General features: G+C 37.1%; 31 protein-coding genes and 1 pseudogene. 16 read left to right on the forward strand and 16 right to left on the reverse strand.

Annotation, left to right across the window (positions count from 1 at the left end; genetic code table 11):
* Together VB711_RS06480 and VB711_RS06485 are read right to left on the reverse strand one after the other, a co-directional pair.
* On the reverse strand, nt 1-728 hold a 728-nt coding region (locus VB711_RS06480; RefSeq protein ID WP_323284977.1), incomplete at its 3' end, for a tetratricopeptide repeat protein.
* A gap of 35 nt (nt 729-763) precedes the next feature.
* Nucleotides 764-955, reverse strand: a pseudogene (locus tag VB711_RS06485) (COP23 domain-containing protein); the annotation flags it as partial.
* A 514-nt stretch (nt 956-1,469) separates the two neighbouring features.
* Here VB711_RS06485 and VB711_RS06490 point away from each other — a divergent pair.
* From VB711_RS06490 to VB711_RS06520, 7 genes are all read left to right on the forward strand, one after another.
* The gene (locus tag VB711_RS06490) at nt 1,470-2,507 is read left to right on the forward strand and encodes an aromatic ring-hydroxylating dioxygenase subunit alpha (RefSeq protein ID WP_323285031.1); all 1,038 of its coding nucleotides are present in this window, start codon (nt 1,470-1,472) and stop codon (nt 2,505-2,507) included.
* Nucleotides 2,508-2,725: 218 nt separating this feature from the next.
* Nucleotides 2,726-4,426 (forward strand): serine/threonine-protein kinase, encoded by a 1,701-nt coding sequence (locus tag VB711_RS06495; RefSeq protein ID WP_323285033.1) that lies wholly within the window; start codon nt 2,726-2,728, stop codon nt 4,424-4,426.
* A gap of 3 nt (nt 4,427-4,429) precedes the next feature.
* On the forward strand, nt 4,430-6,457 hold the full coding sequence (locus VB711_RS06500; RefSeq protein WP_323285034.1) for a serine/threonine-protein kinase: 2,028 nt from the start codon (nt 4,430-4,432) through the stop codon (nt 6,455-6,457).
* Between the two features lie 205 nt (nt 6,458-6,662).
* On the forward strand, nt 6,663-6,914 hold the full coding sequence (locus tag VB711_RS06505) for a type II toxin-antitoxin system Phd/YefM family antitoxin (protein WP_323284978.1): 252 nt from the start codon (nt 6,663-6,665) through the stop codon (nt 6,912-6,914).
* Nucleotides 6,907-7,032, forward strand: coding sequence for a hypothetical protein (locus VB711_RS06510; protein WP_323285039.1), 126 nt, complete (start codon nt 6,907-6,909; stop codon nt 7,030-7,032). Before VB711_RS06505 ends, VB711_RS06510 begins: the two co-directional genes overlap by 8 nt.
* On the forward strand, nt 7,013-7,138 hold the full coding sequence (locus VB711_RS06515) for a hypothetical protein (protein ID WP_323284980.1): 126 nt from the start codon (nt 7,013-7,015) through the stop codon (nt 7,136-7,138). The genes VB711_RS06510 and VB711_RS06515 overlap by 20 nt, the downstream gene beginning before the upstream one ends.
* On the forward strand, nt 7,126-7,461 hold the full coding sequence (locus VB711_RS06520) for a XisI protein (RefSeq protein WP_323284982.1): 336 nt from the start codon (nt 7,126-7,128) through the stop codon (nt 7,459-7,461). The genes VB711_RS06515 and VB711_RS06520 overlap by 13 nt, the downstream gene beginning before the upstream one ends.
* A gap of 249 nt (nt 7,462-7,710) precedes the next feature.
* Here VB711_RS06520 and VB711_RS06525 read toward each other — a convergent pair whose 3' ends face one another.
* From VB711_RS06525 to VB711_RS06540, 4 genes are all read right to left on the reverse strand, one after another.
* Nucleotides 7,711-8,154: a type II toxin-antitoxin system VapC family toxin gene (locus VB711_RS06525; RefSeq protein ID WP_323284983.1), complete on the reverse strand. Its 444-nt coding sequence runs from the start codon at nt 8,152-8,154 to the stop codon at nt 7,711-7,713.
* On the reverse strand, nt 8,151-8,387 hold the full coding sequence (locus VB711_RS06530) for a type II toxin-antitoxin system Phd/YefM family antitoxin (protein WP_323284984.1): 237 nt from the start codon (nt 8,385-8,387) through the stop codon (nt 8,151-8,153). Before VB711_RS06530 ends, VB711_RS06525 begins: the two co-directional genes overlap by 4 nt.
* A 129-nt stretch (nt 8,388-8,516) precedes the next feature.
* Nucleotides 8,517-10,121, reverse strand: coding sequence for a calcium-binding protein (locus VB711_RS06535; protein ID WP_323284985.1), 1,605 nt, complete (start codon nt 10,119-10,121; stop codon nt 8,517-8,519).
* A 553-nt stretch (nt 10,122-10,674) separates the two neighbouring features.
* Nucleotides 10,675-10,851, reverse strand: coding sequence for a hypothetical protein (locus VB711_RS06540; RefSeq protein WP_323285040.1), 177 nt, complete (start codon nt 10,849-10,851; stop codon nt 10,675-10,677).
* On the opposite strand from VB711_RS06540, the gene VB711_RS06545 reads away from it, so the two are divergent.
* The gene (locus tag VB711_RS06545) at nt 10,850-11,011 is read left to right on the forward strand and encodes a hypothetical protein (RefSeq protein WP_323285041.1); all 162 of its coding nucleotides are present in this window, start codon (nt 10,850-10,852) and stop codon (nt 11,009-11,011) included. The two genes, VB711_RS06540 and VB711_RS06545, sit on opposite strands and share 2 nt — an antisense overlap.
* A 5-nt stretch (nt 11,012-11,016) precedes the next feature.
* Here VB711_RS06545 and VB711_RS06550 read toward each other — a convergent pair whose 3' ends face one another.
* The gene (locus tag VB711_RS06550) at nt 11,017-11,139 is read right to left on the reverse strand and encodes a hypothetical protein (RefSeq protein ID WP_323284986.1); all 123 of its coding nucleotides are present in this window, start codon (nt 11,137-11,139) and stop codon (nt 11,017-11,019) included.
* A gap of 24 nt (nt 11,140-11,163) precedes the next feature.
* Between VB711_RS06550 and VB711_RS06555 the strand changes: the two genes are divergently transcribed.
* From VB711_RS06555 to VB711_RS06575, 5 genes are all read left to right on the forward strand, one after another.
* The gene (locus VB711_RS06555; protein WP_323284987.1) at nt 11,164-11,424 is read left to right on the forward strand and encodes a hypothetical protein; all 261 of its coding nucleotides are present in this window, start codon (nt 11,164-11,166) and stop codon (nt 11,422-11,424) included.
* 11 nt (nt 11,425-11,435) lie between these two features.
* Nucleotides 11,436-11,882, forward strand: coding sequence for a type II toxin-antitoxin system VapC family toxin (locus tag VB711_RS06560; RefSeq protein WP_323284988.1), 447 nt, complete (start codon nt 11,436-11,438; stop codon nt 11,880-11,882).
* A gap of 209 nt (nt 11,883-12,091) precedes the next feature.
* Nucleotides 12,092-12,250 carry a hypothetical protein gene (locus VB711_RS06565; RefSeq protein WP_323284989.1) on the forward strand — a complete coding sequence of 53 codons (159 nt, stop codon included), beginning with the start codon at nt 12,092-12,094 and terminating at the stop codon, nt 12,248-12,250.
* A 149-nt stretch (nt 12,251-12,399) separates the two neighbouring features.
* Nucleotides 12,400-12,624 (forward strand): hypothetical protein, encoded by a 225-nt coding sequence (locus VB711_RS06570; protein ID WP_323284990.1) that lies wholly within the window; start codon nt 12,400-12,402, stop codon nt 12,622-12,624.
* Entirely contained in the window at nt 12,602-12,931 is a 330-nt protein-coding gene (locus VB711_RS06575) for a type II toxin-antitoxin system PemK/MazF family toxin (protein WP_323284991.1), read from the forward strand. Before VB711_RS06570 ends, VB711_RS06575 begins: the two co-directional genes overlap by 23 nt.
* 473 nt (nt 12,932-13,404) lie before the next feature.
* Here VB711_RS06575 and VB711_RS06580 read toward each other — a convergent pair whose 3' ends face one another.
* From VB711_RS06580 to VB711_RS06590, 3 genes are all read right to left on the reverse strand, one after another.
* Nucleotides 13,405-13,803, reverse strand: a complete 399-nt coding sequence (locus tag VB711_RS06580; protein WP_323284992.1) for a type II toxin-antitoxin system VapC family toxin — start codon at nt 13,801-13,803, stop codon at nt 13,405-13,407.
* The gene (locus VB711_RS06585; RefSeq protein ID WP_323284993.1) at nt 13,790-14,059 is read right to left on the reverse strand and encodes a hypothetical protein; all 270 of its coding nucleotides are present in this window, start codon (nt 14,057-14,059) and stop codon (nt 13,790-13,792) included. Before VB711_RS06585 ends, VB711_RS06580 begins: the two co-directional genes overlap by 14 nt.
* Before the next feature lie 815 nt (nt 14,060-14,874).
* On the reverse strand, nt 14,875-15,144 hold the full coding sequence (locus VB711_RS06590; protein WP_323284994.1) for a hypothetical protein: 270 nt from the start codon (nt 15,142-15,144) through the stop codon (nt 14,875-14,877).
* A gap of 78 nt (nt 15,145-15,222) precedes the next feature.
* Between VB711_RS06590 and VB711_RS06595 the strand changes: the two genes are divergently transcribed.
* Nucleotides 15,223-15,618 carry a hypothetical protein gene (locus VB711_RS06595; protein WP_323284995.1) on the forward strand — a complete coding sequence of 132 codons (396 nt, stop codon included), beginning with the start codon at nt 15,223-15,225 and terminating at the stop codon, nt 15,616-15,618.
* 62 nt (nt 15,619-15,680) lie between these two features.
* Here VB711_RS06595 and VB711_RS06600 read toward each other — a convergent pair whose 3' ends face one another.
* The 4 genes from VB711_RS06600 to VB711_RS06615 all read right to left on the reverse strand — a co-directional run bounded on the left by VB711_RS06600 (nt 15,681) and on the right by VB711_RS06615 (nt 22,529).
* The gene (locus tag VB711_RS06600) at nt 15,681-16,352 is read right to left on the reverse strand and encodes a flagellar motor protein (RefSeq protein ID WP_323284996.1); all 672 of its coding nucleotides are present in this window, start codon (nt 16,350-16,352) and stop codon (nt 15,681-15,683) included.
* Between the two features lie 54 nt (nt 16,353-16,406).
* Nucleotides 16,407-18,038 (reverse strand): hypothetical protein, encoded by a 1,632-nt coding sequence (locus tag VB711_RS06605; RefSeq protein WP_323284997.1) that lies wholly within the window; start codon nt 18,036-18,038, stop codon nt 16,407-16,409.
* A gap of 71 nt (nt 18,039-18,109) precedes the next feature.
* Nucleotides 18,110-21,364, reverse strand: coding sequence for a tubulin-like doman-containing protein (locus VB711_RS06610; RefSeq protein ID WP_323284998.1), 3,255 nt, complete (start codon nt 21,362-21,364; stop codon nt 18,110-18,112).
* A gap of 16 nt (nt 21,365-21,380) precedes the next feature.
* On the reverse strand, nt 21,381-22,529 hold the full coding sequence (locus tag VB711_RS06615) for a vWA domain-containing protein (protein ID WP_323284999.1): 1,149 nt from the start codon (nt 22,527-22,529) through the stop codon (nt 21,381-21,383).
* A gap of 278 nt (nt 22,530-22,807) precedes the next feature.
* Here VB711_RS06615 and VB711_RS06620 point away from each other — a divergent pair, with 278 nt between their 5' ends.
* Nucleotides 22,808-24,457, forward strand: a complete 1,650-nt coding sequence (locus VB711_RS06620; RefSeq protein WP_323285000.1) for an NAD(P)H-quinone oxidoreductase subunit 4 — start codon at nt 22,808-22,810, stop codon at nt 24,455-24,457.
* Between the two features lie 136 nt (nt 24,458-24,593).
* Nucleotides 24,594-25,019, forward strand: coding sequence for a hypothetical protein (locus tag VB711_RS06625; RefSeq protein WP_323285001.1), 426 nt, complete (start codon nt 24,594-24,596; stop codon nt 25,017-25,019).
* Between the two features lie 60 nt (nt 25,020-25,079).
* Here the strand turns inward: VB711_RS06625 and VB711_RS06630 are convergent, their stop codons facing one another.
* Together VB711_RS06630 and VB711_RS06635 are read right to left on the reverse strand one after the other, a co-directional pair.
* Nucleotides 25,080-25,403 carry a hypothetical protein gene (locus tag VB711_RS06630; RefSeq protein ID WP_323285002.1) on the reverse strand — a complete coding sequence of 108 codons (324 nt, stop codon included), beginning with the start codon at nt 25,401-25,403 and terminating at the stop codon, nt 25,080-25,082.
* Nucleotides 25,400-25,840: a hypothetical protein gene (locus VB711_RS06635; protein WP_323285003.1), complete on the reverse strand. Its 441-nt coding sequence runs from the start codon at nt 25,838-25,840 to the stop codon at nt 25,400-25,402. Before VB711_RS06635 ends, VB711_RS06630 begins: the two co-directional genes overlap by 4 nt.
* Nucleotides 25,841-25,933: the final 93 nt, after the last annotated feature.

The following is a 25,933-nucleotide window of genomic DNA, read 5'->3' on the forward strand; positions in this document are numbered from 1 at the left end:
TTTTGTTTATCTCCTAAATCAGAACGTACATTTCCCCGGTTGTAGTAGGCTACGGCATAGTTAGGATTAATGTTTATAGCTTGGTTGTAATCAGCGATCGCACCTTTTTTATCTCCTAAAGCAGAACGGTCAACGCCCCGGTTGTAGTAGGCTATGGCATCGTTAGGATTAATGTTTATCGCTTGGTTGTAATCAGCGATCGCACTTTGGTTATCTCCTAATTCAGCACGGGCAACACCGCGTCCGCTGTAGGCTTGGGCTAAGTTAGGATTAATTTTTATAGCTTGAGTGTAATCAGCGATCGCCCCCCGGTAATCGTTTTTGTTAAGCTTATCCGTAGCCTGAAGCAAGAAATCATCAGCTTTCGGTGCGTTTGCTACCTGCTGTGGAGGTGGAGTCAGACCCACATCTACCCCAGATTTAGCTGACAGTCGCAAAAAAGTATTAATAGGAATCCCAAAATTAAAACCTGATTTGATATAAGCAACTTGAGGATTAATCTTTGAGGTTTCTATATCTACTTCTGATTCATCACTTCTCCTATGAACTCCTATTAATTCCCCTTTCTCATTTATCCCTGAACCGGGACTTTTACTATCAATTAAAACAGTGATTTGTTTAGCCATTTTTGCCACTTCACCAGAAGATAGGGCAAAGGCTGTTTGCGGCTGTACCAGGGCGATTGATACTCCTATCAGTGCTGCTGGAATTGTGTATTTATAATTCATTAATTTTTCTCCAATTTATATTTTTTAACGAGCGATTAGAAATCGCGCCTACACAGGTAAAACCCACCTATTCCTTCTCTTCGAGACCTTGCTTGGTTAGTACCAGCACAAACCACAGGCTCAAGTCCTATCATCCCAGTGGTAATATTTTTTAGTGTACCATTGTCATTACTCCTTTGTAATCTCCGGGATACCTCAATACAACGTCTTTGAGCAGTCCAAGGTGGTGGAAAATGGCTAGAGTAACGGTTTAAACAAGGTTGTAAATCAACTTAAAACCCTTACAAAGCGATAAAGTTGTTGTTGCGTTTGAAGGTTGATTTTGTAATCTCTCCTACAAATGTGTATAAGAGGTTGTTTGAAAAGTCTAAATTATTACTTGCCCTGGCGACTAGAAGTCGCGGCTACACAGACAAAACCTGCCTTCGCAGGTTAAAAACCCTTGATTTTGTATTAGTCCACGGAGGTGGAGTATCCCTACGGGACGCTTGTAGGGTGCGTCAGACCCGATAATTTAGCAAACAAACAGATTTTTTGTATCTGACGCACCGCACTGGTTCAGATGAAGTCAGGTGCGTCAGAATCTGAAAGTTAGTGATTTTAGCCTAAATTATTCTGTCTGACGCACCCTACAGACTACAAAATAAAGCCTGAAACTAGGCAATTTCGTTGACACATATCATCTGGATTTTGTACAGTGCGTAAGTTCTAAATATCATTATGAATATTAAAAAGATGAACATGAAACGCTTTCCCTTTTCTTCCTTTCCAAACGGTTGGTTCCGAGTCGCTTACAGCCAGGATCTTACTCCAGGAAAAGTGATGCCATTGTATTATTTTGGAAAAAATCTTGTAATTTTCCGTACAGAAGACGGTATTCCTTGCGTATTAGATGCTTATTGCCCTCACATGGGAGCGCATCTTGGATATGGTCAGGTGGAGGGTAACATGATCCGGTGTCCTTTTCACCATTGGGGTTTCAATCAAGATGGTAATTGTATTAACGTACCATATACTGACAAATTTTCTCCCAAAGCACATATCCACTCTTGGCCAGTATGTGAGGTAAATGGACTAATTATGGTTTATCACCACTCTCAAGGAAAAGCGCCTACTTGGAAAATAAGTGAATTTTCTAAATGGACTGCAACCGATTGGACTTCTTTTAAAAAGCATCATTGGAAAGTTCGTACTCACGTACAAGAAGTAGCAGAAAATAGCATGGACAATGCACACTTCCTATATGTACATAAACAAGTTTATCGAGCGCTAATAGACAATTCTTTAGAAGTAAATGGACCTACTTTAACTCGTTATATTAAGTCTAAATTAGCTTGGGGTGGAAAATTAGGACTCAAAGAAGATTGTTTCCAGGAATTTACATACCATGGTTTGGGTTATGGTGTAATTTATTCCTCTCTCAAATCAATAGTTGATGTCAACACTTTAGTCGTCATATTATTAACTCCGATTGATGAAGAATATATTGATGTTCACTTACTTTTTAGCGTCAAAAATCTTAGTTTTGGCTTATTTACTCAATTATTACATCTGAAAGGTATGGCTGATTGCATTGAATCAATGGAACAGGAAATACCAATTTTTGAGAATAAGATTTTTGTCAAAGACCCCTTACTTAGTGAAGGTGAAGGGTCTATTATGCAATACAGACATTGGGTAAAACAGTTTTACTCAGATGAAGCAGAACAAAGGATACCCTTCAACAACCTTTCTTCTAGTTTGGATATTCAAAAGGCAAAAGAATGTATTGATAGGTGATGTAAAAAAGTGCTTACTTTAGTCAAGATAGTGACGTGCTTGAACTAAATAAGGTGCGTCACTATCTTAAAATCAGCGATTTTAGCCTCAATTATTCTGTCTGACTATCTGCTAAAATTAGGATTTTCAATAAAGTTTCTCTGCTAGATGGTACACGAACGTAAATTGTCAGGATGCTTTTGTAGTAACTGATAATCGCCAATTTATTTTTGAGTATGATGCAGGTGTATTGCAATCAACAACACGCAAATAGTGGGAGTAACCGTTTTTGTATCCAATGCGGTGAACCTTTACCTCTTCCGGTTGGGGAGATGATAGATGATCGTTATCAAATTGTCCGTATGCTGGGGCAAGGTGGCTTTGGACGGAGTTATTTGGCTATTGATACCCAAAAATCTCGTCAAGAGTGTGTTTTGAAGGAATTTGCCCCTTTAGTGCAGAAACCGCAGCAGTTACAAAAGGCAAAGGAGTTATTTGAACGGGAAGCGAGTGTTTTAAAGAAACTCCAACATCCACAGATTCCTCGTTTTCAAGCTTCTTTACAAACCAAAATAGGTAGTCAAGATTTTTTCTTTTTGGTGCAAGATTATATAGATGGTGATAATTATGAAACTTTATTAGCACAGCGTCAAGGTGTGGGAAAAAGTTTTAGTGAGGAGGAGATTGTAAATTTATTGGTGAAGATATTACCAGTTTTAAGTTATATCCATTCTCAAAAGGTAATTCATCGTGATATTTCGCCAGATAATTTGATTTTAAGACGGGCTGATAATTTGCCGATGTTGATTGATTTTGGTGGGGTAAAACAGCATCCGATGTTAACGGGTTTGGTTGTAAATGGAACTTTGATTGGGAAAAATGGTTATGCACCTGATGAACAATTAAGGTTAGGAAAGGCTTTTAACAGTAGTGATTTATATTCTTTGGCTGTAACGGTATTGGTGTTGTTGACGGGTAAAAAAATTTCGACAATTTATGATAGTTTTAACGATCGCTGGCTGTGGGGTAAGGAGATTAAAGTTAGTGCGAAGTTAGAAGCTATTTTAAAAAAGATGTTAGCTCATCAGCCGAGCGATCGCTATCAGCAAGCAGATATTGTTTTAAAGGATTTAGGATCTTTAATTCCCGGACAAGTTCCCAATTCTACTCAAGGTGTGATGAAAACCCAAAACCCCTATATTACTACGTTAAACACAATGGTGGTTGCACCAGGACGAAAACACGTACAAGCTATTGTCAGTAGATTTCATAGCAAAACTCAAGTTGCTGGACAAAAGGTGTCAATACCAGAATGGTTGCGGTTGTGTTTGCTGACTTCTGTAGGAACTGGTGTTGTTGTTTTAACTATTGTTAGTTTTTTTACTTTGGGACATTATGTAGTTCGCAGTGCATCATCTTTTAGGCTTCCTTCTTTTCCCCAACTTCCCGAATTTAAAAATCCTTTGAGTCAACCTGGAAATAGTAAAAAAACCACTGGTGATCGTCAAAGAGTTTTTCAGCGTTTGGAACAACTAGAAATATCCTCTGGGTTTGTGATTGGTGTGGTAGATGAAATCTTTCATCAGAGGAAACCACAGTTAAAAGGACGCAGTTTGACTAAAAATCCTGAAGATGCTGCTTTACGTGCAGAATGGGATAATATCGCTAATGATGTCTTAAAAAGATTAGAAAAAGCTAATTTAAGTCTAACATCTCGCCGAAAATTGGGCAAGTATACTTCAGAAGATTATGAAGGTTGGAGAAGACAAGCACAAGCAGGGGTGTTAGGAAAGTATAAAAGTATTGATGAATTGAAAACAGACACCTATAAAAAATTTGATCCCTTGTTTCCTGGACAAGAGCGTGGGAAACTAAATCAGCAGACTTTTCTGCAAATATGGTATGCGATCGCATCTGATCAAATCGGTGAAGATAATTAAAAAATAACTAATATGTATTGTTCTAAAGGACATGAAAACCCTGCGGGGAGTCGCTTTTGTCTCCAGTGTGGTGAAAAAATTTTAGAGTCTCCTGTAAATTATGGCATTCAACCGGGGCAAACTTTGGGCGATCGCTATGTAATTGTCCGTCAATTAGGCCAAGGTGGATTTGGACGTACTTATTTAGCCCAAGATATTAACCGCTTCCGGGAAACTTGTGTTTTAAAGGAATTTTTTCCCCAAGTTCAAACTCCCTATGTTGTTCAAAAAGCAGAGGAATTGTTTCAACGAGAAGCTACTGTTCTTTATAAGTTGCAACATCCGCAAATTCCTCGGTTTCGAGAATTATTAAAAATCAATTTACAAGGTAAAGAATATCTATTTTTAGTTCAAGATTATGTAGATGGTGAAACTTATAATTCTCTATTACAAACCCGTCAACAACAGGGTTTAAGGTTTACAGAATTGGAGGTGCAGCAGCTATTACTGCAAATTTTACCAGTTTTGGAATATATTCATTCTCTTGGCGTAATTCACCGCGATATTTCTCCAGATAATTTAATGCTTCGTAGGGATGATCAATTACCAATATTAATAGATTTTGGCGGTGTAAAACAAGTAGCTGCAACGGTAGCTTCTCAATATTATCAATCTGGTGCAATTACTTCTCCTCCATCGGCAACTCTTTTAGGGAAAGTGGGATTTTCACCACCAGAACAAATGCAAACCGGTTTGGTTTTTCCCCACAGTGATTTGTATGCTTTGGCGGTGACAATGTTAGTTTTACTGACAGGTAAACAACCCCAGGATTTAATTGATACTTATAATTTATCATGGCAATGGCGGCGAGAAGTTAGCCTCAGTCCGACTCTAGGACAGGTGTTAGATCGAATGCTATCCCCCTTAGCAGTGCAACGCTATCAATCAGCTAGTCAAGTCCTTGCAGCCCTCAATCCCCAACCGGTAAGCTATCCTGCTACTCAACCTCCCACATCTGCGACAATTGCTTTTAGTCCCCCTATTACCCCCATATCTGCACCTCCTCCAGTTTCTCAACCTAGTAGTTCAGGGGGTGGGCTAAAGGTATTTTTTATGACGATATTGTTAACTATTGGTGCAGTTTTTGGTTGGTGGCTATTACCGAAAGGGGGAAAGGAAATAAATGTAATTAAAACCAGACCTACTCCTACACCAACTGTCACCACTGATCCTTTAGCTAATTATTCACCAGAGGAACGACGACGCAAAGAAAAATTGAGCGATCGCCGTCAGCAATTGGGTATAAATTATGATTTTTATGTTAAACTTATAAATCAGGTATTTCGGGAAAAAGATCCCAGTTTAAAGGGACGTATTTTGAGCGATCGCCCTGAAGATGAGAATTTACGGAGACAATGGGATCAAACTGCTACCCAAGTCTTAGAAAAGCTGGCTATACTCAGTGATAGAAGTCGGAGACGGTTAGGACTTTATACTGCGGCGGATCGCGATCGGTGGAAAGTAGAAGTTAATCAAATTAATGTTGGTAGTCGTTCTTTATATGATTTAGGTGATGCAGCTTTTTTCAGCAATTTTCCAGAACAACGTGATCAAAATTTTATTAATCAACCAATTGGGCAAGTTTGGCACGGATTTGTTAGTGATAAATTAATTGCTATTTTAGCCGGAAGTGCTTTTGAAAAAATTGTCTTTGATGCCGGTGCTATAAGCAAAACAGTTAGTGGTTCTCTGCAACCAGGAGGGGGTAAAGTATTCATTGCTGGACTAGCTAAAGAGCAAAATATGGAAGTAAAGCTAGAAGCAAATGCAAATGTTTTACTATCAATTTATTCTCCTTCTGGGAAAATCGTATTTTTAGAAGATTCCCAACAGCGTACTTTATCCAAGACATTACCCGAAACAGGATTTTATGAATTTGTAGTTGTTTCTACAGCTTCAGAATCGGTAGATTATCAACTGACTTTAACAGCAGAAAGTCCCCCAGAACCAGAACCCACACCGACAGAGACACCAACACCAACGAGTAATTAAAGAAGTGCTTTCATCGTTTTATCTGCGTTTATTTGTGTTCATCTGCGTTCAATATTTGATTAGCTTGAGCATAATACCAAACTGTGCGATCGCTACGCCCTGGAATCGCTCCACTAACGCTCAAAAACTGAAATTTTGTACAATTTGCTAAAAATAGACAAATAATCTATAATCTTATGTAACCCTATAAATTTTGTGAAGTGCTATGTCTGTCATCAGTGCAAGTGAAGCCCGTGCTAACTTTCCAGATATTATGAACCGTGCAGAATATAGTAGAGAAAGAATATTAATTCAACGTCATGGTAAACCTGCTGTAGCGATTATTAGTATTGAAGATTTAAAACTACTAGAAGCAATAGAAGATGCAATAGATTCTGCTAAATTGCGACGTGCAATAGAAGAAAACACAGGATTTATCACCATAGAAGAAATAATAGCAAAACGCCCCAATGAGTGAACGATATACATTGAGGATTGCGAAAACTGCGGAAAAAGACTTATTAGATTTACAACCAAAACAATATAAACAAGTTGTTTCTAATTTTATATTTAGCAGTGCCTTTAACAACTTATAAAATATTTTTTCAACTAGATTTTCCCAAAGAGATGATATCAAAGAATAACTTAAAAATGCTTGTTTATGATGTAGAGCAAGAGGTAATTTTTAAATGGATAAATTAACTAGATATCGCCAGCTTGTAAAACAAATATTACAGGAATATAGTAAGCAAAAACCAGCTTACGGCAATATAGAAGTTGAGACAATTTTTGATACAGAACGTGATCATTATCAAATAGTTCATGTCGGTTGGGAAGGTCAAGATTGGGTACATAGTTGTATCATTCATATTGATATTAAAAGTGGCAAAATTTGGCTGCAATGGAATGGTACAGAGGATGATATTGCTGCTAATTTAGTGGTTGCTGGAGTGAGTAAGCAGGATATTGTGTTAGGGTTTCAGTCTCCTTTTATGAGGCAGTTTACAGAATATGCTGTTAGTTAGAAGATATTCGCAATTTTTATCAATTATTTAATGAGGATATGACTACGGGACAGTGATCGCTATAATGAGATATTAGGATGTGCGATAGCGAAGCGCTCCGTAGGAATCGCTCTTAGTTTTTGGTTTATTCAAAAAGAGCGATCGCCTAAAATCATTCTTTTATGAAAGAGCGATCGCTCAAAATCACCATATTCTCAAAAGAGCGATCGCGAAGCGCGACCCAGGAATCGCTCTGAAGGAATCGTATATCTAACTAAAATTGAGATTGGAAGTCAATAAAAGAATATCTATCCCTAAAATAGTAGCAGATTGAGCTAATTTATCATCTGCTGTCACCAGAGAAAAATTATTAATGCTACACACTGCTAAATGTAAAGCATCCAAAGTTCTTAAAGGCAGATCAAACCTGGATATCCAATCTCTAGCTAAACGATAATGTTGATTTTCCAATAAAACAAGACGATATAAACTTTCATTAAGGTGATTCTCAAACAATTCTGTAATTCGTCTAGCGTCATTTTGGGAAACTTCGCCCATTCTTACCCTACGAGATAAAGCAGAAAATAATTCTACCTCAACTAATTGACTAATGATTGGTTTATCTTCTTGTTTTTGTAATATTTGTTCAACAACATCACTTAATTTTTCAGGCACATAATAAGGAACAATGGCGCTAGTATCTAAATAAATCAATATCTTTCGTTCTCTCTTTCTTCTAATATCGTGGTACTCATTGCACTTCCTTTTAAAACTATTGATTTTCTAAAAGAGTTTAAACTAGGAAATACTGTTTTTTCCTGTTGAGGAGGAAGAAGACGAGCAATTTCTTTGCCTTCTTTCATCAGCACAAATTGCTCACCTTTAGCCACTTGTTCTAGAAGTTTATATAGATTTTGAGTAGCTTCTTCAATTGTAATCTGAGTCATAAATTTCTCAATACTTTACAAATGTATTCTAAATTATATAACAGAGATAGATATTTTGTAAATAGGGAAACCAGATCCCCGACTTCTCTAAGAAGTCGGGGATCTGAATACTAAAATCGCCTAAGTCACCTAAGAAGCAACAAAGAGACCATTAAGGCTGCTGGCTGCGATCGCTTCGATAATATAGGTTGTAGACCCAAGGGTTAACTGGGCATTGCCACTAACATTCCTGAAGGGGTTAGAACTATTGTAAGTAGAACTCGAACCCGTTACCAACCTATCACCTTGTGAAACGCTGAAGTCCTTAATACGAACCGTACCCGTTATACCAGTCTGAAGAACGAATTTATCTGCACCAGCACCACCCCAGAGGTTGTCGTTGCCACCACCACCGTAGAGCTTGTCATTGCCGAGATCACCGTAGAGGTAGTCGTTGCCGAGCCCACCGTAGAGGGTGTCGTTGTCGGGACCACCGTAGAGGTAGTCGTTGCCGGATCCACCGTAGAGGGTGTCGTTGCCGCCGAAGCCATAGATATTGTCTGTACCCGTATCAGTCCCACTAGGGTTATTTACCCCAGCCTGTCCATTCGCATAACCATAAATGGTGTCGTTATACTTCGATCCGTAGAGATTATCGCCATTTTGGGTTCCAACGATATTTTGGGGACCTAAAGCACCCACAACTAAGAACCTGTTAGTGCCCAACCCTGAAAGAGACGATGTAATATCGCTGGGTAGTCCTGATACTGAATTGCCTCCTATTGAGATTCCATTACTGTCGATGATCAGCGCACTCCTGGTAAGATGCGTCCTGTAAAATGTATCAAGAGCGATCGTACCAGACCCAGCAGGGAAATATCCACTGTAATCTAGGTTCGCCACTGCAAAAGTACTGCTTTGATTATCTACATAAGCGAAACGCAAGTCGCCAAGATTACCCCCATCAGTAATGGCTACATTTGGTCTACCCGACTGCTGAAGTGGGATGATCATAATGTCTTCAATGGGGTTGAAGTCTTTGACTATAGCATAAGTAGCTGTAGGGGGAGGTGTGACGGTGACGCTCGTACTACTTATACCAAAAAGCGATCTAATTCCATTAATGGCAAGGGAAGCGACATCCTTGGTAATCTTGTAATTCGGGGCGAAAGTTGAGAAAAGTACAGCACTAGCATTCGCAGCGAAACCACCAAAGAATGTAGCAGCATTGAAACCACCAGTCGTAGTGGTAATGGCCTGGGCGGCCTCTCCGAGAACGAAGATATCGGAATCTGATCCACCGTATAGGTCATCGCTGCCACTAGTTCTTAAGTTGCCCGTATAGAGGACATCACTACCAGAACCGCCATAGATAATATCAGCACCAGCCCCCCCCGAAAGGATGTCATTGCCGTTCTGACCGTAGAGGGTGTCGTTGCCGTCACCACCGTCGAGGGTGTCGTTGCCGTCACCACCATCGAGGAAATCATTTCCCTTTCCACCGTAGATGCGATCATTTCCTCCGCGACCGTAAATTTTTTCAGTGCTTATATTTATGTCAACACCATAAATTATGTCATTACCGCTACCTGCCTGAATCTCGCCGTAGTAATTGTAATAGGTGGTATACCTGGGTCCTCCTCTTGGAGTCGATCCAGTTCGTACTCTGTCGGTACTGTGATGATTACGATTGTCAATCGTACGGGAGGTAGAATCATTGTAAGTTAGTATCCCCCTTAATCTAGCAACTGCCATTGTCAATATCCTCCTAAAGGAATAAATGAATTGTTGTGGTTCGAGAAATCAGGCACTGATTAGCTATAGGGCGATATCACCTAATCCATAGAAAACATGAACCTCAAATAGAGGCTATATTTTCCATAAAATTAAATTTTTAATCAGCCCAAAAAAAGATTTACCTTAAATCAATTTGCGTTGCGGTAACGCTAACGAAATTAAAGTTTTTAAGGTGCAATTATCAGAAAAAATGTGATAGTAAAATTCTCACATTCGACTTAGATTGGATATATTTGATTATTCCATCCTAAAAAATAATACCACGAATATTTAATATCCGAGAGAATACTAAAGGTTAAACTTTGGTAAAAGGTTACTTTTATAAAAAAAACCCTTAGATAGATAGGGTTCTTATTGTATTTGCACCCTTAACATCAATAGATATACCTAAAAAGTCATTTATTCTTTGACTTTTTATTAATCTTTTCTGAATCTTCTATTAATTTTTTATTAATCTAAATAGGTATTTGCCAAACTTTTTCTAAAACTTGAAAAGCTTTATTAGAAGAATCTAAATCCCCTTTTCTTTGCCCTTTTCTAACGCCTCTAAAAACATGGGAATGGTGATTTCCCCTTCATCTAAAATTAAATAATCTGCACCTGCTGGGATAGAAAAATATAAAGAAAATGTTACGAAGTTTAGTACAATGACATTATTACACCAATAAGTATTATTCCCTATTGACATGATGGCGGATCAATTTCCCTGGCTTACCGCGATTATCCTGTTACCACTCGTTGCATCCTTCCTAATTCCTGTATTGCCAGATAAAGATGGCAAACTTGTACGTTGGTATGCCTTGGGGGTAGCGATCGCTGATTTTGCTTTGATGTGTTACGCTTTTTGAAAACACTACGATCGCTGTAGTAAAATTTGAGGAAGTGCGATCGCTACACTCACCGCAGGCATCGCCAAGCTGACCAACGATATCGCTATAAAATAAAATAGAATAAAGGTAAAGTAAGTATTTCCCATTCTTCCTATCAAAACGAGGTACAGATGACTTATTTAGAACTACATCAAAAGATTGAACAACAGATATCCCAACTACCACCAGAACAGCTTTCCTTAGTTAGTGATTTTCTCGACTCTATCCAGGAAAAAAGCACCGTAAATCAACGCCTCTTACGTCGTATTTCCCCTATCAAGCGGGGTAAAAAAGCAGATGATTTACTACATTATGCTGGAACTTGGCATGGTGATGATCTTGAAGATTGTCTGCGTTTAGTTGAAGAAACTCGTTCCCAAACGCAGTTTTAATCTTTGTCACTATGTCTTATTTGCTTGATACTAATCACTGTAGCTATATTATTAATGGTAATTCTCAAGTTACTGATGCCTTAAAATCTTGTGCTGGTTTGACAATTGGCGTTAGCATCATCACCTATGCAGAACTACTATATATGACAGAAAAATCAGCACTAAAATCTCAAAATTTGGGTGCAGTTCAAGTTTTTTTGTCTCATGTTGATCTGTATTTTATTGATGAAGAAATTGCCATTATTTACAGTCATCTAAAAGCATCTATTTTTAACTATTTCGCTCCCAAAGACAAAAGCAAACGTCGTAGTGTCAGTATTGAAAAGTTAGGATTTAGTGATCATGATCTTTGGATAGCAGCGACAGCTATTCAACACAACCTCACTCTCGTTTCTGCTGATAGCGATTTTAGACGTATTCATCAAGTGCAGCCTTTTTCCCTGGAATCATGGGTATAGATCGTTATCTAATGCAATTTTGGAAAGTGCGATAGCGCAAGCGCTACGCCCTGCAATCGCTGATCAATTTCTTGACTTTGCGATACTCAATTTATACAGCACATATAAACATTCCTCTATACATATCTGGGATAAAAAAATATAAAGAAAATGTTACGAAGTTTAGTACAATGACATTATTACACCAATAAGTATTATTCCCTATTGACATGATGGCGGATCAATTTCCCTGGCTTACCGCGATTATCCTGTTACCACTCGTTGCATCCTTCCTAATTCCTGTATTGCCAGATAAAGATGGCAAACTTGTCCGTTGGTATGCCTTGGGGGTAGCGATCGCTGTAGTAAAATTTGAGGAAGTGCGATAGCGAAGCGCTCCGTAGGAATCGCTCTTAGTTTTTGGTTTATTCAAAAAGAGCGATCGCCTAAAATCATTCTTTTGTGAAACAGCGATCGCAGTAATATCGCTATAAGCAGTTAATATAAAAAAGCAAGATGCCTTCTTCTAAAGCCAGCCATGCACAGTAAATTGATGAATCTTACCTACGAAATTGAACTTCAAACTGGTGAGAAGTTGATACTACCTGAATCTCTAGTTCAGAACATTGGAGCGGGACGTTGGTTAATTACTATTGAACCATTAATAGAGGCAAAAGCAGTATCTACTCGCAGTCATGATGCTTTTCTCAAAGGCTATGCACCAGAAGATGAAGGGTTATATGATGACTATCCAAGCAGGTGAGTTTTGGGTGGCACAGATTCCTTTTACAAGTGGTGTAAGTTCTAAAAAACGTCCAGTCCTTGTACTTTGGCTAGATGGTGATGATGTCATAGTAGCAGTAGTCACTTCTGCTCCACCTCGTACCCAAACGGATGTGCTGCTTCCTAATTGGTCTGCTAGTGGTTTGCGCGTTCCCTCAACTATCCGTTTATCCAGGCTAGACTGCTTAGAAAAATCTTTACTGTTGAATAAAATTGGTCATATCTCTGAATTAGATGGAGAACAGTTAAAGCAAATTTGGGATGTTTATATCAAACCTCAGTTTTAATTAACGAAATAGCGATAGCGTACCTTACGGTAAGCAAGCTACGCAAAGCGTCCCGAAGGGAACTAGTGCGACCTAGTAATCGCAAAGTCAACCCAGTAATCGCTTAGAGAGGCTAGATCCCCGACTTTTCTAAGAAATCGGGTATCTAAATACTAGGATCGCCTAAAATCATTCTTTTATTGAAAGACCATAGTTTACCAAGCTATGTATCTCTTGATTTTTAATATAGAGTTTGCTGAATAAACCAAAAACCTAGATATATCAACAGTTTCAGGCTGAAAAAAGTAGGAGAAGGTGCAAGAAATAAGCGATGCAATCATCAAAAACCGTTCATTTACCCAGATTTGAGAATATTCTGATCTCCTTCTAATTCTTCCTCCTGACTCCTGACTCCTGACTTCTGACTCCTAGCCCTAACCAAATGACTTTTTCAGCAAACCCTAATATAGGTGCTACAAAATGACGAATGTAATTCATTCTACCGAAATCAAATGTACATGAGAATAAGTCAGAATATTTCCATCAATAGTCATCAAAGGACAATCGTAAACTCTTGCTGTTGAAACAATAATCCTATCAGCAGGATCTTTATGAAATTCACCAGGTAGAGAATAAGATTCAATGGCTATATCTGGAGTAATTGGAATTAATAATACTCCTTCTTCTGCTAAGGCTATGGAAAACCACTCATTTAAAGGTTTAGGCAAAATTAACCGACCCCGATCAACTAATCTAGAAATTTCGATTAGACTGATGCTAGATATACCAATTCCATCTTGACGAGAGTTTTCAATTAATTCTTTCTGAGATTCTGTTAGTCGGGGAGAATCTTGATTCCACCAAAACCAGATATGAGTATCAAGAATAATCATTTTCCATTTCCCACTCATCAACGGGAATGCCAGACTCTTCAGCAGTTCCATAAAAAAAGAATGGTTCTGTAGCAGCCAGAGCAGGTTTGGATCTTAGTTTAGAAACTCCATTTTCTAGAATGACACCAAACTGCTTTTGAACAGCTTCATTGATAATTTCTGAAGCCAGAGCTTCTATGGAAATTCCTTTTATAGCAGCAGCTTTAATGAGTAATTTTTTAACTTCATCTGCAAGATAAACATTCGTACAAATCATAATCAAATACTACTAATTAGGTTGGTGTAAATAATTATTGTTGTCACAAGTTAAGAGAGCAGAATTGAGTCATTATTGACTTTTCTTTACACATTTTGATTATCTTATGCCCACTTACTGAAGCAATAGGAAAACAATAACCAAAATCCTTTAACCATTTTACTACATATTGGATAGCGATAGTGAAGCGCGACCTAGGAATCGCGAAGCCAACCCAGTAATCGCTTAAAGAGGCTAGATCCCCGACTTCTCTAAGAAGTCGGGGATCTGAATACTAGAATCGCCTAAGTCACCTAAGAAGTAACAAAGAGACCATTAAGCCTGCTGGCTGTGATCCCTTCGATGACAAAGGTTGCACCACCGGCAAAGGTGTACTCGGCATTGCCATTAACATTCCTGAAGGGGTTAGAATTATTGAAACTTGTAGTATTGGAACCCGCTACTAACCTATCACCTTCAGAACGGGAGAAGTCCTTAATAACAATCCTACCCGTGATACCTGTCTCGAGAACGAATTTATCTGCGCCAGTACCACCGTAGAGGATGTCGTCGCCGGCTCTACCGTCGATATCCCAACCGTCTTTAGTATAGATTTAGAAGTATGATTATCGCCCTACTCAATTTATACAGCATATATAAACATCCCTCTATACATATCTGGGATAGAAAAATATAAAGAAAATGTTACAAAGTTTAGTACAATGACATTATTACACCAATAAGTATTATTCCTTATTGACATAATGGCGGATCAATTTCCTTGGCTTACCGCGATTATCCTGTTACCACTCGTTGCATCCTTCCTAATTCCTGTATTACCAGATAAAGATGGCAAACTTGTCCGTTGGTATGCCTTGGGGGTAGCGATCGCTGATTTTGCTTTGATGTGTTACGCTTTTTGAAAATACTACGATCGCTGTAGTAAAATTTGAGGAAGTGCGATCGCTGTAGTAAAATTTGAGGAAGTGCGATCGCTGTAGTAAGATTTGAGGAAGCGCGATCGCTGTAGTGAGATTTTTGGAAGTGCGATAGCGAAGCACTGACTTGTCAGTTCGCTGATCAATTTCTTGACTTTGCGATCGCACTAGAAAAAAACCGTAGGGCGATCTGATTAAGCCGTGTTTAGTATTAAGCTAAGATCGTGAGAAAGCATTTTATCCTTTATGACTATCCCCATAACTATCAACTTACCCGAAAGTTTAGTTGCATCTGTCCAGTACCCTGGAGAAGCAACAGCGCGAGAAGTATCAGACGTTTTGTTTGACACTCTAGAAATAGTATTACCCACCTTAGATAATCTCTCAGAAAAGAGCATTTATTCAAAAATGGCTGATGTTTCCGATCAGGAAGTTCTAGAATTAGCTGATTTAAAAATGGATGCAGTCCAAAATCAACGTCTGGGAGAACTGCAAGCTAAAGGCAAAAATACCGCTTTAACAGCAGCAGAACGCTATGAATTGTTAATTTTAATTTCGCTTTATCAAATAGGACAATTAAGAAAATCCCAAGGTTTAGCTGAAGCAGTTAAACGAGGAATAAGAACTCCCTTATCATCATGAGTTCTCTATCTGAAACAATACGCCAATCCTTCCTCAAGCTTAATTCAAAATATCGGCTCAACTTATCTTACTTCTTTCACTTCTCCTAAGCGCGTAAAGCGAATTTCAATTCGTCGTCGTGTTACATCTTCTTTGCGAGCTATTCCTGCAAATCGTCCATTAGGTAATATTAACTGTGCAGCAGAATAAGCACGAAATGATAATCCTCGTAATCTATCTTCTTTTTTCTGAATATCACGCAATACTTTGACAACGGATACAGCACGCATTAATCCTAGATCAGCATTAGAACCTGCTTGTAGTTTACCTACTGTTAAATTTCCACTAACAACATTTTCTAAATTTACATCTAAATTACTAGATCCATTCCCATTAGGTTGTCCATCTGTGTGTCCGATTATTTCCACAACATTAATACCATATTGTTTAGTTCTCGCTTCTATTTCCGGTACTATTTGTCTCAATATATAATTTGACATTTTTTGAGGAATTTCTGCGCTACCAGAAGCAAATCTATAATCTCCTTGATCTTTGATGATTATGATTGGTGGTGTATCTGTTGATTGTTTTTGTGGTTGTATAGGTTTATTTTTATCTTTAGTAATTTGTGATATGATAATAGTTAGAAATAAAAATAAAACTAATATCATAAAAGCATTAGACATCAAATCTGTAAATGCTTGCCAAACATTTAAATCTTCGTTATATTCAGTGTTGCGTGAACGACGAGCCATAAGTTAAATGTATTTGTGAATATGAATGATTCCTAATTGATCCAATCTACTCAGCTATTCGACTCCTTGCTTGAGTTTGATAATGGAATTTTTTGTATCGTAAAGATTTTTATTGCATTCTTGAAGATTACTGATAATTGATTGAAAGGCTTTATTATTTACACCAGTTTGTTTATCAATTCCTTGAATCATGGTATTAGTTACAGTCTGATACTCAGAAAGTAGTTGAGAATTGTTATCTTGTAATAGTTTAAGCAAATCTGATTGAATATTAGCAAATTCAAGGCTAAATTTCTGGAAATAGCCTTCAATATTACTCACAAAAATTTGGATTTTTTGATTATTACCATCTATTTGATTAGATACACTGGCAATGGTAAAATTAACTTCTGATGTATGTGCTTTCACGTTTTCTACTAACTCATTAATGGCTGTTATTAATACACCTAAACTATTAACTTTATCCCCAACTCTTTTATCTAAAATATCCAGCTTGTTAACTGCTTTTTGATAACTGTTAGCCCCTTGCTTGAGTTTGGGAATAATTTCACTCAGAATATTTTGGTTATCTTGATGTAAGTCTAATACTTTAATTGAACTTTGATTAATAGTCTTGATATCATCTGCTAAAGTAATTAAAGCATAACTACAATTCTGAACTTCAATTAAAACAGTTTTGAGCAATTCAGTTGTTTCAGCTAAACTTGTAGCTGACTCAGAAAATTTGTGCTGTGTATTACTCAAATCTGCTGTAGCTGCTGATAATTGTTGAGGAAACTGAGTTTCATTAAAAATATTAGCCGACTGTTTAAATATTTGAGATGTTGCATTTAATTCTGACATTGAATTTTCAAAATCATTAGCAGCACGAGATATAGTTCCAGCAGCATCTGTAAATTTTTCATAAACTTGTCTAGCTAAATCTGTAGTTTCTTTATTTCCATCAGCAATTTGTTTTGCTACCTTTCCCATAGATTGTTCTACAGCTTTTCTTACGGTTTCGCCAAAATTTGTTAAAAACTCATCTTGCTGGGATACCATTTTATTGACTATTTTATCAAGACGAGTATCACCTTGAACTTCAGGATAATAAATATTATCTAGGTAATCTTCTAAAGAACTAATTAGTCGATATTTAGCAAGTCCAGCATTAAATATAAAATTGAATAACGTTAACAAAGCACTAAACGATAGCCCTATTAAACTGGTAACAAATGCAATACTCATACCTTGTAATGGTTTCTTTAATTCACTTACCAAATTATTAATATCATTAGCATTAGTTTGATTAATTGTTTGACTAAGACTAGATAAATTAATAGTGATACCTAAAAAAGTACCTATTAAACCAAATGCTAACAATAAATTGGGCATAAGACGACACCAATAATCTATTTGTTCACAGGTAAATCCCTTAATTTTTTCCTGGCTATAAAGTTGATCAATTAATGCTCCTGTATTTACCTGCTCTAATTGTTTACTAGCTTTTTCAAATCGCTCTTTTAATGTCTGTACAATTTTCGGTTGTTGTTGTCCCCTTACTCTTGTCTTAATTAAACGTTGTACTTCATCAGTCAAATCTCTCAAATACTGGTAAAGAGATATGCGAAGAAAAATAGTCAATATAGATGGGATTACAACCAGAAAAACCGTCATAACAATTAAATAAGGTGGTATTGGTGGCATAAATGTTACCTTTAGTAGTGCAGAAAAATTTTTAAAAGTTGGTAGATGTGAACTAACCAGAAAAAACTATTTTAGGTTAGATATTTGTCAAGGATTTTTTGCATTTGTATTTCATAATATTCTTGAGGAATCAAGTTATTATCCAATAACTCTTTTAAACGTGCTAATTCCGAACGTAATTTTTCTTGATTTTGATTATCAGTATTATCTTGAAGAGAACTAGGAACTATGTCCCCAACAATAGCTTTTTGAGTTCCGGTATTGTTTCTCGATGGAAGAGAATTTTGATTTCTAAATCTTGCTTCCATCTTCTTCCAAAAACGATTTATTACCCCATCTTTTACTGTAGGTTGCATATTGTCCGGTGACACATATACTTTGTGAATGTGGGGAAAATTAGGACTATCTTCGGGTATTTTTTTTAGCTTATCAGGAAATTGACGCAGTTTCGGTAGATATTCATTTTCCCACAATTTTGGCTTATTTTGCATCTTAGAAATTGTATCATCTAAAATCTTCTGTAAAGTATCCGCCATATTGCTGTTATTGGCTAAATCTTCTAATGCTTCCATCCAATTTACACTAACAACAGCAGTATAATGACTATCTTGGAAAGAGTCATAATGTTGAAACTCCAGTTCCTGATTTTCCTGATTTTCTTTTAACAATTCCAATGCTAAACAAGGATAAAAAATATCCTCTAGTTCTTCCATTCTCCTAGCATCAGGTGGAATAATATCAGGAAAAGAAGCACGACAATCATTATGTAGAAAAGATGTACCAGAATTTTGTTGTTGTAAATATGGGTTTCTCATTCTTTCCAAATTACTAATTAATCGTAAAGGAAACCCAGCATACTCATTTACAATTAAAATTTCATCATCTGCTTGTATTGCTTTTAAAACATTTGTAGAAATTCCTAAATCTTGTGTTAGTAGTTTTTTGAACTCTGCCACATCTGATTCATCTGTATCTTTATATCCTACTAATTTACTACTTTTATCATCCTCATCTCGGAAATAAGGATCATTCAAATTTAAACGCAACAAGGGTTCAGCTTCCTGCATAATTTGTGTTAAACGAGTTGAACCAGCAGATGATGAATATTTTTTCATGAAGCGTTTAATTACGGAATTGATAATATTGCTACCACGAAAAGCAAATATTTTAACAACAATGGGATCGATTTCTTGTTTTAGCTGGGAGTATGTAGCTCTTTCTATATTTAGGAAAAATGCTAAGGATGAACCCTTAACGGATGTTTCTGTAATTACTGAACTTGCTAAAACTAATTGAGGACGTAGATCATTCTCTGGTAGCATTGTCTGATAGCAAAGTTCTATATCTTCACTATCAAAAATTGCCTCTCCACTCATTTCATCAAAATTTAATTGTTTTAATTCTCGTTCCTCTTTTTCATAAGCACTTTGTAAGTCTTCTACTAAACTACTAAAAGCAGCAACTTCTTTTTCTCGTTCTTGGATGTGCTTTTGTAACTGATTAACAATTTTTAGTGTTTCCTGTATAACTGTTAAATCAAAATTATGCCTAATTAGTTTACAAACTTCCTGGATAGCCTTTTTGCATTCGTCTTGAAATTGGCTATTTCTTAAATTGCCAATCAGGATAAATCTATTTTCCAGTTGTTCAATAATTTGATCTGTATTATCCCACTTTCTTTCTAGATCTTCTATGCGTTTCATTCCCCCAAAATCAGCTATTGATTCTTGTAAGTCACGTTGATATTTATGCAATTCATGTTGCAGTGCTTCTAACCAATTACGACAATTCTTGATAGAAAAGTTACCATCTATTGGGGTAAGCAACTGAATTAAATAATCATCAATATTCCTACTAAGTTCTTTGATAACTTTAGGAGCAATTTGTATCAATTTTGTTAACCAATAACCACGAATACTTTCAGTTGCTCCTGGCTGGACGGTGCGAAATTGTTTATAAAATTCTGTTCCTAACTGTTGACGAACATTTGTACGATCATCTTTATTTTTAGATTCAGAGATTAACTTTGATAATTTATTTTGCCAAGTTTTGACACTATTACTAAAAGTCTTATTAGATTCTTCTACAGACTCCGCTAATTTATTAGTTAATCCATCTCGTTTCACTAAATCATTATGCCAGTGATGTTGAATCAAAAATTGTTCAAGTAAGTTTAAAGGATCAGGACTTTGACCTTTACCATTTAACCAAAATTTGATTAATTCTGAACTGACTTTTGTTAAGGCTATTTGAATGATAGTATCACGAGGAAAATAAATTGCCGATAGTCCAAATGTTAAGTATAATTGGCTATTAGGACGAGGATGTTTGTCTGATTGAATTAGGTATTGTAGAAAATTATCTCGATTTCCTTTAATCACTGGAGCTAATTCACCGGAAAATTCTAAACCTATTTTATGAGCAATTACATTACATAGCTTACCTTGGGTGAGTATTTCATATTCTCCCCTTGTTTGATGAGATAGCAAGTAAGCATAATCAAAAGGTGGACGTTTTTCTTTAATAATTGATAAGTTTTCAATATCATAACAAGCTGCAAATTCTGTACCAGGATTACTATAATGATTTAGTTCTTTTAATGCAGCATAAGTATTCGCAATCATTCTAGTAGTATTACCATATAATTCTGGACTAATTACTAAATAGCCAAAAATGCGAGCGCCTTGTTCACCATAAAGATTTCTCAGACTATAGGCAACATCTAAAAACATCCCGCTTCCTGTACCACCACAAAGAGAACCGACTACAAAAATACTTAATCCTGGATCTATTTTAAAGCCGGATTTCAGTAATAAAGATTCATGTCCTCTTGTCCGTCTTTCTGCGGTTTCAATTGCTATTTTAATTTTTTGATAGTTCTGAAAAAAAGCCAGTCTTCCTACCGGTCTAATACCTTTTGCACCTTCTTCTACTGCTTTAATATTCCGCAATAACTGAGGAGGAAACCAGATTCCAATATGATCATAAGGTCCATAACTACTATATTCTGAACGCCGTTCTAGTCCTTCTACAAACATGGTGACATCTCTGGCTGACATGGTAGCACTGACTTTTTCAGATTCTTTAAAACTTAAATCCACTCCATGATAGCTGCTTCCTGTTCTAATCCCTGTGACTTGAGTTGCTGCTTTATCTGTGTCTATATGAACAAAACTAACAATTGGTAAGTTATTTAAGTCTCCATAACGGTCAACTATTAATCTTCTAATTCGCATTAATACATCTCTACCAGTTCCACCTAAACCAATACAAATTGTCCGATTAATTCCTCTATATTGGGTTTTATTTGTAGATGCTTGAGTCATAGTTTTTCTCCTGATACTATTTTTTGATTTTAATGGAAATTTCGTGTTCTCTATGGCGTGAATCTGGACAATTTAGGGTAAAGTTAGAACTTGATATGAGAGTCCGTAATGTAACTTTTTTACTGTTAATTTCAATTTCTCCATCTTTTTTGGGAACTAAATAAAGTTTTTCTCCTTTACGTTCTAGATATGCTTGTAACTCTCCATCTCTAAAGTTGATAGAATGTATACAACTAGAGTCATCTTCCCCAACTGCAATTTTTTTATTGTTTGGTAATCTACATATTTGTTCTTCGTCGTCTCCATCAATTTCTAACTTGATTCGCACCTCCCATTTTTTTTGTATTCTGGAGATTTTAAATATACCGCAAATGCCAGCAGTTAAGATAAATAGTAAAATTAAACTTGGTAGCGATAGCTGTTTCAGCAAATAAGGATTAACTAAACAAGTTTCTCTACCTCCTGGTGCTGGTGTGCAAATTTCTTGAACGGTGGGATTAATGTCTACTACCGAGAGTTTATAATCTTTATTATTTTGGTTTTTAATGGTGAGCGATCGCTCTTTTAATGGTAAAGCCTTAATCCAACTTTGTCGTTCTTGACTTTCCAGTGATGTTTGATTTCTAAAAGGACTATCAGCAGGGGTTTCTATCCAAATTTGCGAAGTAATTCCCGGTTGTGTCAATAAAGGTGCATCACTGACCCAAACAACTGATTGTGGTCTAATTGGTTGATTTTTTGATATTCGATTTTGATTAATTTGAGCTATAGCTTGATAAATAGTTAACTCGGCTTTTTGAATATCAGAACCTTTGCGCTTTGGATCAGAGACAAAGGGTATTCTTGCTAAAATTTTATCAATATTTTTTTGATTTTTAGCATTAAAGTTTATTGGTGTCCCCAATGGATTAAGACCAGAGATATCTTCACTCAAAGTTATATCTTGAGCGAAAGGAACAATATATACATAATCTCCCGGCTTGAGACTATCTTGAACTATCTGACGTAAGCGAATACGACCTTGATCATTTAATCCTACACTTTCAGTAATATCAATCGCTAAAACAACATCTCTTTGTCTTCCGCGCACAAGGGACACTAAATGTAATCCAAATTTTTGTGCATGAGTTAGTGGTTGTCCAGGGGAAATTTTTGTTGAAGCCACAAATTAGATACCAAAAAATGCTATGTAAAGATAATTCTATAGGTAATCAATAATCACCGTAAATAGGGGATAATTAGCTATTGTGCTTATATAATATAGTATATTTATATATTACACTCACTGAGTAAGAATTTTTAACTCTCTACCCAATAATTTGATTGGATCTAGCACATATAAACATTCCTCTATACATATCTGGGATAAAAAAATATAAAGAAAATGTTACGAAGTTTAGTACAATGACATTATTACACCAATAAGTATTATTCCCTATTGACATGATGGCGGATCAATTTCCCTGGCTTACCGCGATTATCCTGTTACCACTCGTTGCATCCTTCCTAATTCCTGTATTGCCAGACAAAGATGGCAAACTTGTCCGTTGGTATGCCTTGGGGGTAGCGATCGCTGATTTTGCTTTGATGTGCTACGCTTTTTGGAACCACTACGATCGCAATAGTTCCAGTTTTCAACTCACTGAAGATTATGCCTGGATGCCTCAATTAGGTCTACATTGGGCAGTTTCCGTGGATGGTCTTTCCGTTCCCCTAGTGCTATTAGCCGGATTTGTCACCACCCTGGCGATTTTTTCAGCTTGGCAAGTTGACCGCCGACCACGCCTATTTTATTTCCTGATGCTGGTACTATATTCCGCACAGGTAGGGGTATTCGTCGCCCAAGACTTGCTACTATTTTTTATTATGTGGGAAGTCGAACTGATTCCCGTATACCTCCTAGTCTGCATTTGGGGAGGGCAAAAGCGTCGCTACGCAGCTACAAAATTTTTGATTTATACCGCCGCAGCTTCTATATTTATTTTGGTGGCAGCCCTAGCAATGGGACTCTACGGTGGAGGTAATATGACCTTCGATTTAGCTGTCCTAGCCACAAAGGAATATCCCCTGAGTTTACAATTGCTACTCTATGCCGGGTTGTTAATTGCCTTTGGTGTCAAATTGGCTATTTTTCCCCTGCACACCTGGCTACCTGATGCCCACGGTGAAGCATCCTCTCCTGTGTCGATGATTTTGGCGGGTGTGTTACTGAAAATGGGTGGATATGGACTGATTCGCCTTAATCTAGAACTTTTACCCGATGCTCATGTTTACTTTGCCCCCATGTTAGCCATTTTGGGAGTTGTTAATATTATCTATGGTGCGTTAAATTCCTTTGCACAGACGAACATGAAGCGGCGTTTGGCTTATTCGTCAATTTCCCACATGGGGTTTGTATTGCTGGGTATTGCTTCCTTCACTGATTTGGGTATCAATGGTGCAATGTTGCAGATGTTGTCCCACGGTTTAATAGCCTCCGTGTTATTCTTCCTAGCTGGTGTTACCTACGACCGTTCGCGGACAATGGTAATGGCAGATATGGGTGGTATTGGTCAAGCTATGCCAAAAGTGTTTGCCCTATTTACAATTGGTGCAATGGCATCTCTGGCTTTACCGGGAATGAGTGGCTTTGTGGGTGAACTATCGGTTTTTGTGGGTTTGACAACTAGCGATGTTTATAGTTCAACCTTCTGTACTGTCACGGTTTTCTTAGCCGCAGTGGGAGTGATCCTCACACCGATTTATCTACTTTCGATGTTGAGACAGGTATTTTATGGTTCTGGTGCGGCATTAATTTGTGATATTAATAATGCTCAGATGGAAAATCAGGAAGATGAAGGAACGGCTTGTTTTGGTACAGATTGCCTGTTGCCAACCCAGACGGTTTATACTGATGCCAGACCAAGAGAAGTGTTTATTGCAGCCTGTTTTTTGGTGGTAATTATCGGTATTGGTTTGTATCCCAAGATGGCTATGCAGATGTATGACGTGAAGACTGTGGCGGTAAATGCTCAGGTGCGTCAATCTTATAGTATAGTTTCCCAAACCAATCCCCGAATCTATGCTCAGGGATTTTCGATTCCCAAAATTTAAGATGTGAAAAAATAGAGTTAGAGCGATCGCACTTACCACAGATATAGGATAATTAAGGTTAGCGATCGCTCTCCAAATTCTTAGACAAAAATAACAGAATGCTACAATAATCAGAGCTACTAAGGAGATGTAGAAAATGCCTAATATTGTTTTAACGAATATTCTCCAACAATTAGAATCTCTAACAAGTAACGAAAAAAAGATTTTAGCAGAGCATTTAACATCTTTAAATAGTGATGAAAATCAATCTGTTATTATTCGGAGTCGGTTAAAAATTATTCAAGCCAATAAAGCAGAAATTTTACAATTATCTTCTCGTTATGGTGCGTCTAATATAAGATATTTTACCTTAGAAGAATTTAGCAAAGATGAGGTTAATTTTTTAGTTGACTTAGAAGAAAATCGGAGTTTATTTGATTTAGGTGGTTTGTTAATGGATTTACGAGAATTATTAGGCTTTGATGTGGTCGTATTTACAAAAACAACTCTCAAAGATGACTATCAAGAGCAGGTTTTACAAAATGCTATTCAGTTAGAGCGATCGCCCTCACCACAGATATAGGATAATTAAGGTTAGCGATCGCTCTCCAAATTCTTAGACAAAACTAACACAATGCTGTGTTTATTTAGCCGTACTACCGTAAAACAACTTTGCTGCTTCTTGATTACGTGGACGATATCGCAAAATTACCATTGATGGCAAATTTGAATTTGTCGGCTCGTAAGTTTCATAATGACTAAAATCCCAAATTTGATTTTCGTTACCATAACAACCAGCCGTGTATGTGTGTTTAAAGTCTCCATTACCCCAACACATACCTGTTTCTAAAAATTTTTCAACTGCTTGATTCATGGATATTGGCATAGTTAGAACCACCCCACCATTGAGAGGTGGTATTTCTTCGCAGTCATTACAAGCCATTTCTACAAAATGAGTATTACTCATCTACCTGTTCCTCCTGTGAATACACAAATCCATTTTCTCGTTACAGGATCTCGCCGTTTAGTATAACTTGCCCCTAGTTTTGCGGCTCTATCCTTACAAATACTTTCTGCTTTAGGTTCACTGGCTGTATCAAGTGGATCTTCCCAAATGCCAACTTCACCTGGATTATCTGGGTTATCAATCATTTGTCTGATATTACCAGCAGCATCAGCTATTACTTGCTTACCTCCGCCATATTCCCAGACATAATAAGTAATCCCACCAATAGCTACCACACCCACAATAACACACCCTACACCTGCCGTACCAGCACATAAAGCTGCGGGTGCAAGAATAGCAGGGTTGGCATTAACTGGAGATGTGAACAATGAACAAGATACAAAAATTGTCATTCCTACAGCAGTAGTTTGTTGAAGTCTGACTCTAAATTTTGGCATAATAAATTGAACCTTGAATTAGTTAACGCTAGGCACTGCATTTCTTCTTGGCGGGAGAGGGCAGTGCCTTTCAAGTTTTATTGTACACTTGCT

This window comes from Cronbergia sp. UHCC 0137, from assembly GCF_034932285.1.
Classification (GTDB): domain Bacteria; phylum Cyanobacteriota; class Cyanobacteriia; order Cyanobacteriales; family Nostocaceae; genus Cronbergia.

Bases quoted from the DNA above. Each gene is read 5' to 3' on its own strand.
- VB711_RS06530 (WP_323284984.1), bottom strand. From the start codon at position 8,387: ATGACTCAGATTACAATTGAAGAAGCTACTCAAAATCTATATAAACTT.
- VB711_RS06630 (WP_323285002.1), bottom strand. From the start codon at position 25,403: ATGAGTAATACTCATTTTGTAGAAATGGCTTGTAATGACTGCGAAGAA.
- VB711_RS06520 (WP_323284982.1), top strand. From the start codon at position 7,126: ATGGATAAATTAACTAGATATCGCCAGCTTGTAAAACAAATATTACAG.
- VB711_RS06555 (WP_323284987.1), top strand. From the start codon at position 11,164: ATGACTTATTTAGAACTACATCAAAAGATTGAACAACAGATATCCCAA.
- VB711_RS06540 (WP_323285040.1), bottom strand. From the start codon at position 10,851: ATGTCAATAGGGAATAATACTTATTGGTGTAATAATGTCATTGTACTA.
- VB711_RS06565 (WP_323284989.1), top strand. From the start codon at position 12,092: ATGATGGCGGATCAATTTCCCTGGCTTACCGCGATTATCCTGTTACCA.
- VB711_RS06580 (WP_323284992.1), bottom strand. From the start codon at position 13,803: ATGATTATTCTTGATACTCATATCTGGTTTTGGTGGAATCAAGATTCT.
- VB711_RS06610 (WP_323284998.1), bottom strand. From the start codon at position 21,364: ATGACTCAAGCATCTACAAATAAAACCCAATATAGAGGAATTAATCGG.
- VB711_RS06545 (WP_323285041.1), top strand. From the start codon at position 10,850: ATGATGGCGGATCAATTTCCCTGGCTTACCGCGATTATCCTGTTACCA.
- VB711_RS06595 (WP_323284995.1), top strand. From the start codon at position 15,223: ATGACTATCCCCATAACTATCAACTTACCCGAAAGTTTAGTTGCATCT.
- VB711_RS06535 (WP_323284985.1), bottom strand. From the start codon at position 10,121: ATGGCAGTTGCTAGATTAAGGGGGATACTAACTTACAATGATTCTACC.
- VB711_RS06550 (WP_323284986.1), bottom strand. From the start codon at position 11,139: ATGGGAAATACTTACTTTACCTTTATTCTATTTTATTTTATAGCGATA.
- VB711_RS06575 (WP_323284991.1), top strand. From the start codon at position 12,602: ATGATGACTATCCAAGCAGGTGAGTTTTGGGTGGCACAGATTCCTTTT.
- VB711_RS06585 (WP_323284993.1), bottom strand. From the start codon at position 14,059: ATGATTTGTACGAATGTTTATCTTGCAGATGAAGTTAAAAAATTACTC.
- VB711_RS06570 (WP_323284990.1), top strand. From the start codon at position 12,400: ATGCACAGTAAATTGATGAATCTTACCTACGAAATTGAACTTCAAACT.
- VB711_RS06635 (WP_323285003.1), bottom strand. From the start codon at position 25,840: ATGCCAAAATTTAGAGTCAGACTTCAACAAACTACTGCTGTAGGAATG.
- VB711_RS06600 (WP_323284996.1), bottom strand. From the start codon at position 16,352: ATGGCTCGTCGTTCACGCAACACTGAATATAACGAAGATTTAAATGTT.
- VB711_RS06505 (WP_323284978.1), top strand. From the start codon at position 6,663: ATGTCTGTCATCAGTGCAAGTGAAGCCCGTGCTAACTTTCCAGATATT.
- VB711_RS06510 (WP_323285039.1), top strand. From the start codon at position 6,907: ATGAGTGAACGATATACATTGAGGATTGCGAAAACTGCGGAAAAAGAC.
- VB711_RS06605 (WP_323284997.1), bottom strand. From the start codon at position 18,038: ATGCCACCAATACCACCTTATTTAATTGTTATGACGGTTTTTCTGGTT.
- VB711_RS06560 (WP_323284988.1), top strand. From the start codon at position 11,436: ATGTCTTATTTGCTTGATACTAATCACTGTAGCTATATTATTAATGGT.
- VB711_RS06625 (WP_323285001.1), top strand. From the start codon at position 24,594: ATGCCTAATATTGTTTTAACGAATATTCTCCAACAATTAGAATCTCTA.
- VB711_RS06495 (WP_323285033.1), top strand. From the start codon at position 2,726: ATGCAGGTGTATTGCAATCAACAACACGCAAATAGTGGGAGTAACCGT.
- VB711_RS06620 (WP_323285000.1), top strand. From the start codon at position 22,808: ATGATGGCGGATCAATTTCCCTGGCTTACCGCGATTATCCTGTTACCA.
- VB711_RS06490 (WP_323285031.1), top strand. From the start codon at position 1,470: ATGAAACGCTTTCCCTTTTCTTCCTTTCCAAACGGTTGGTTCCGAGTC.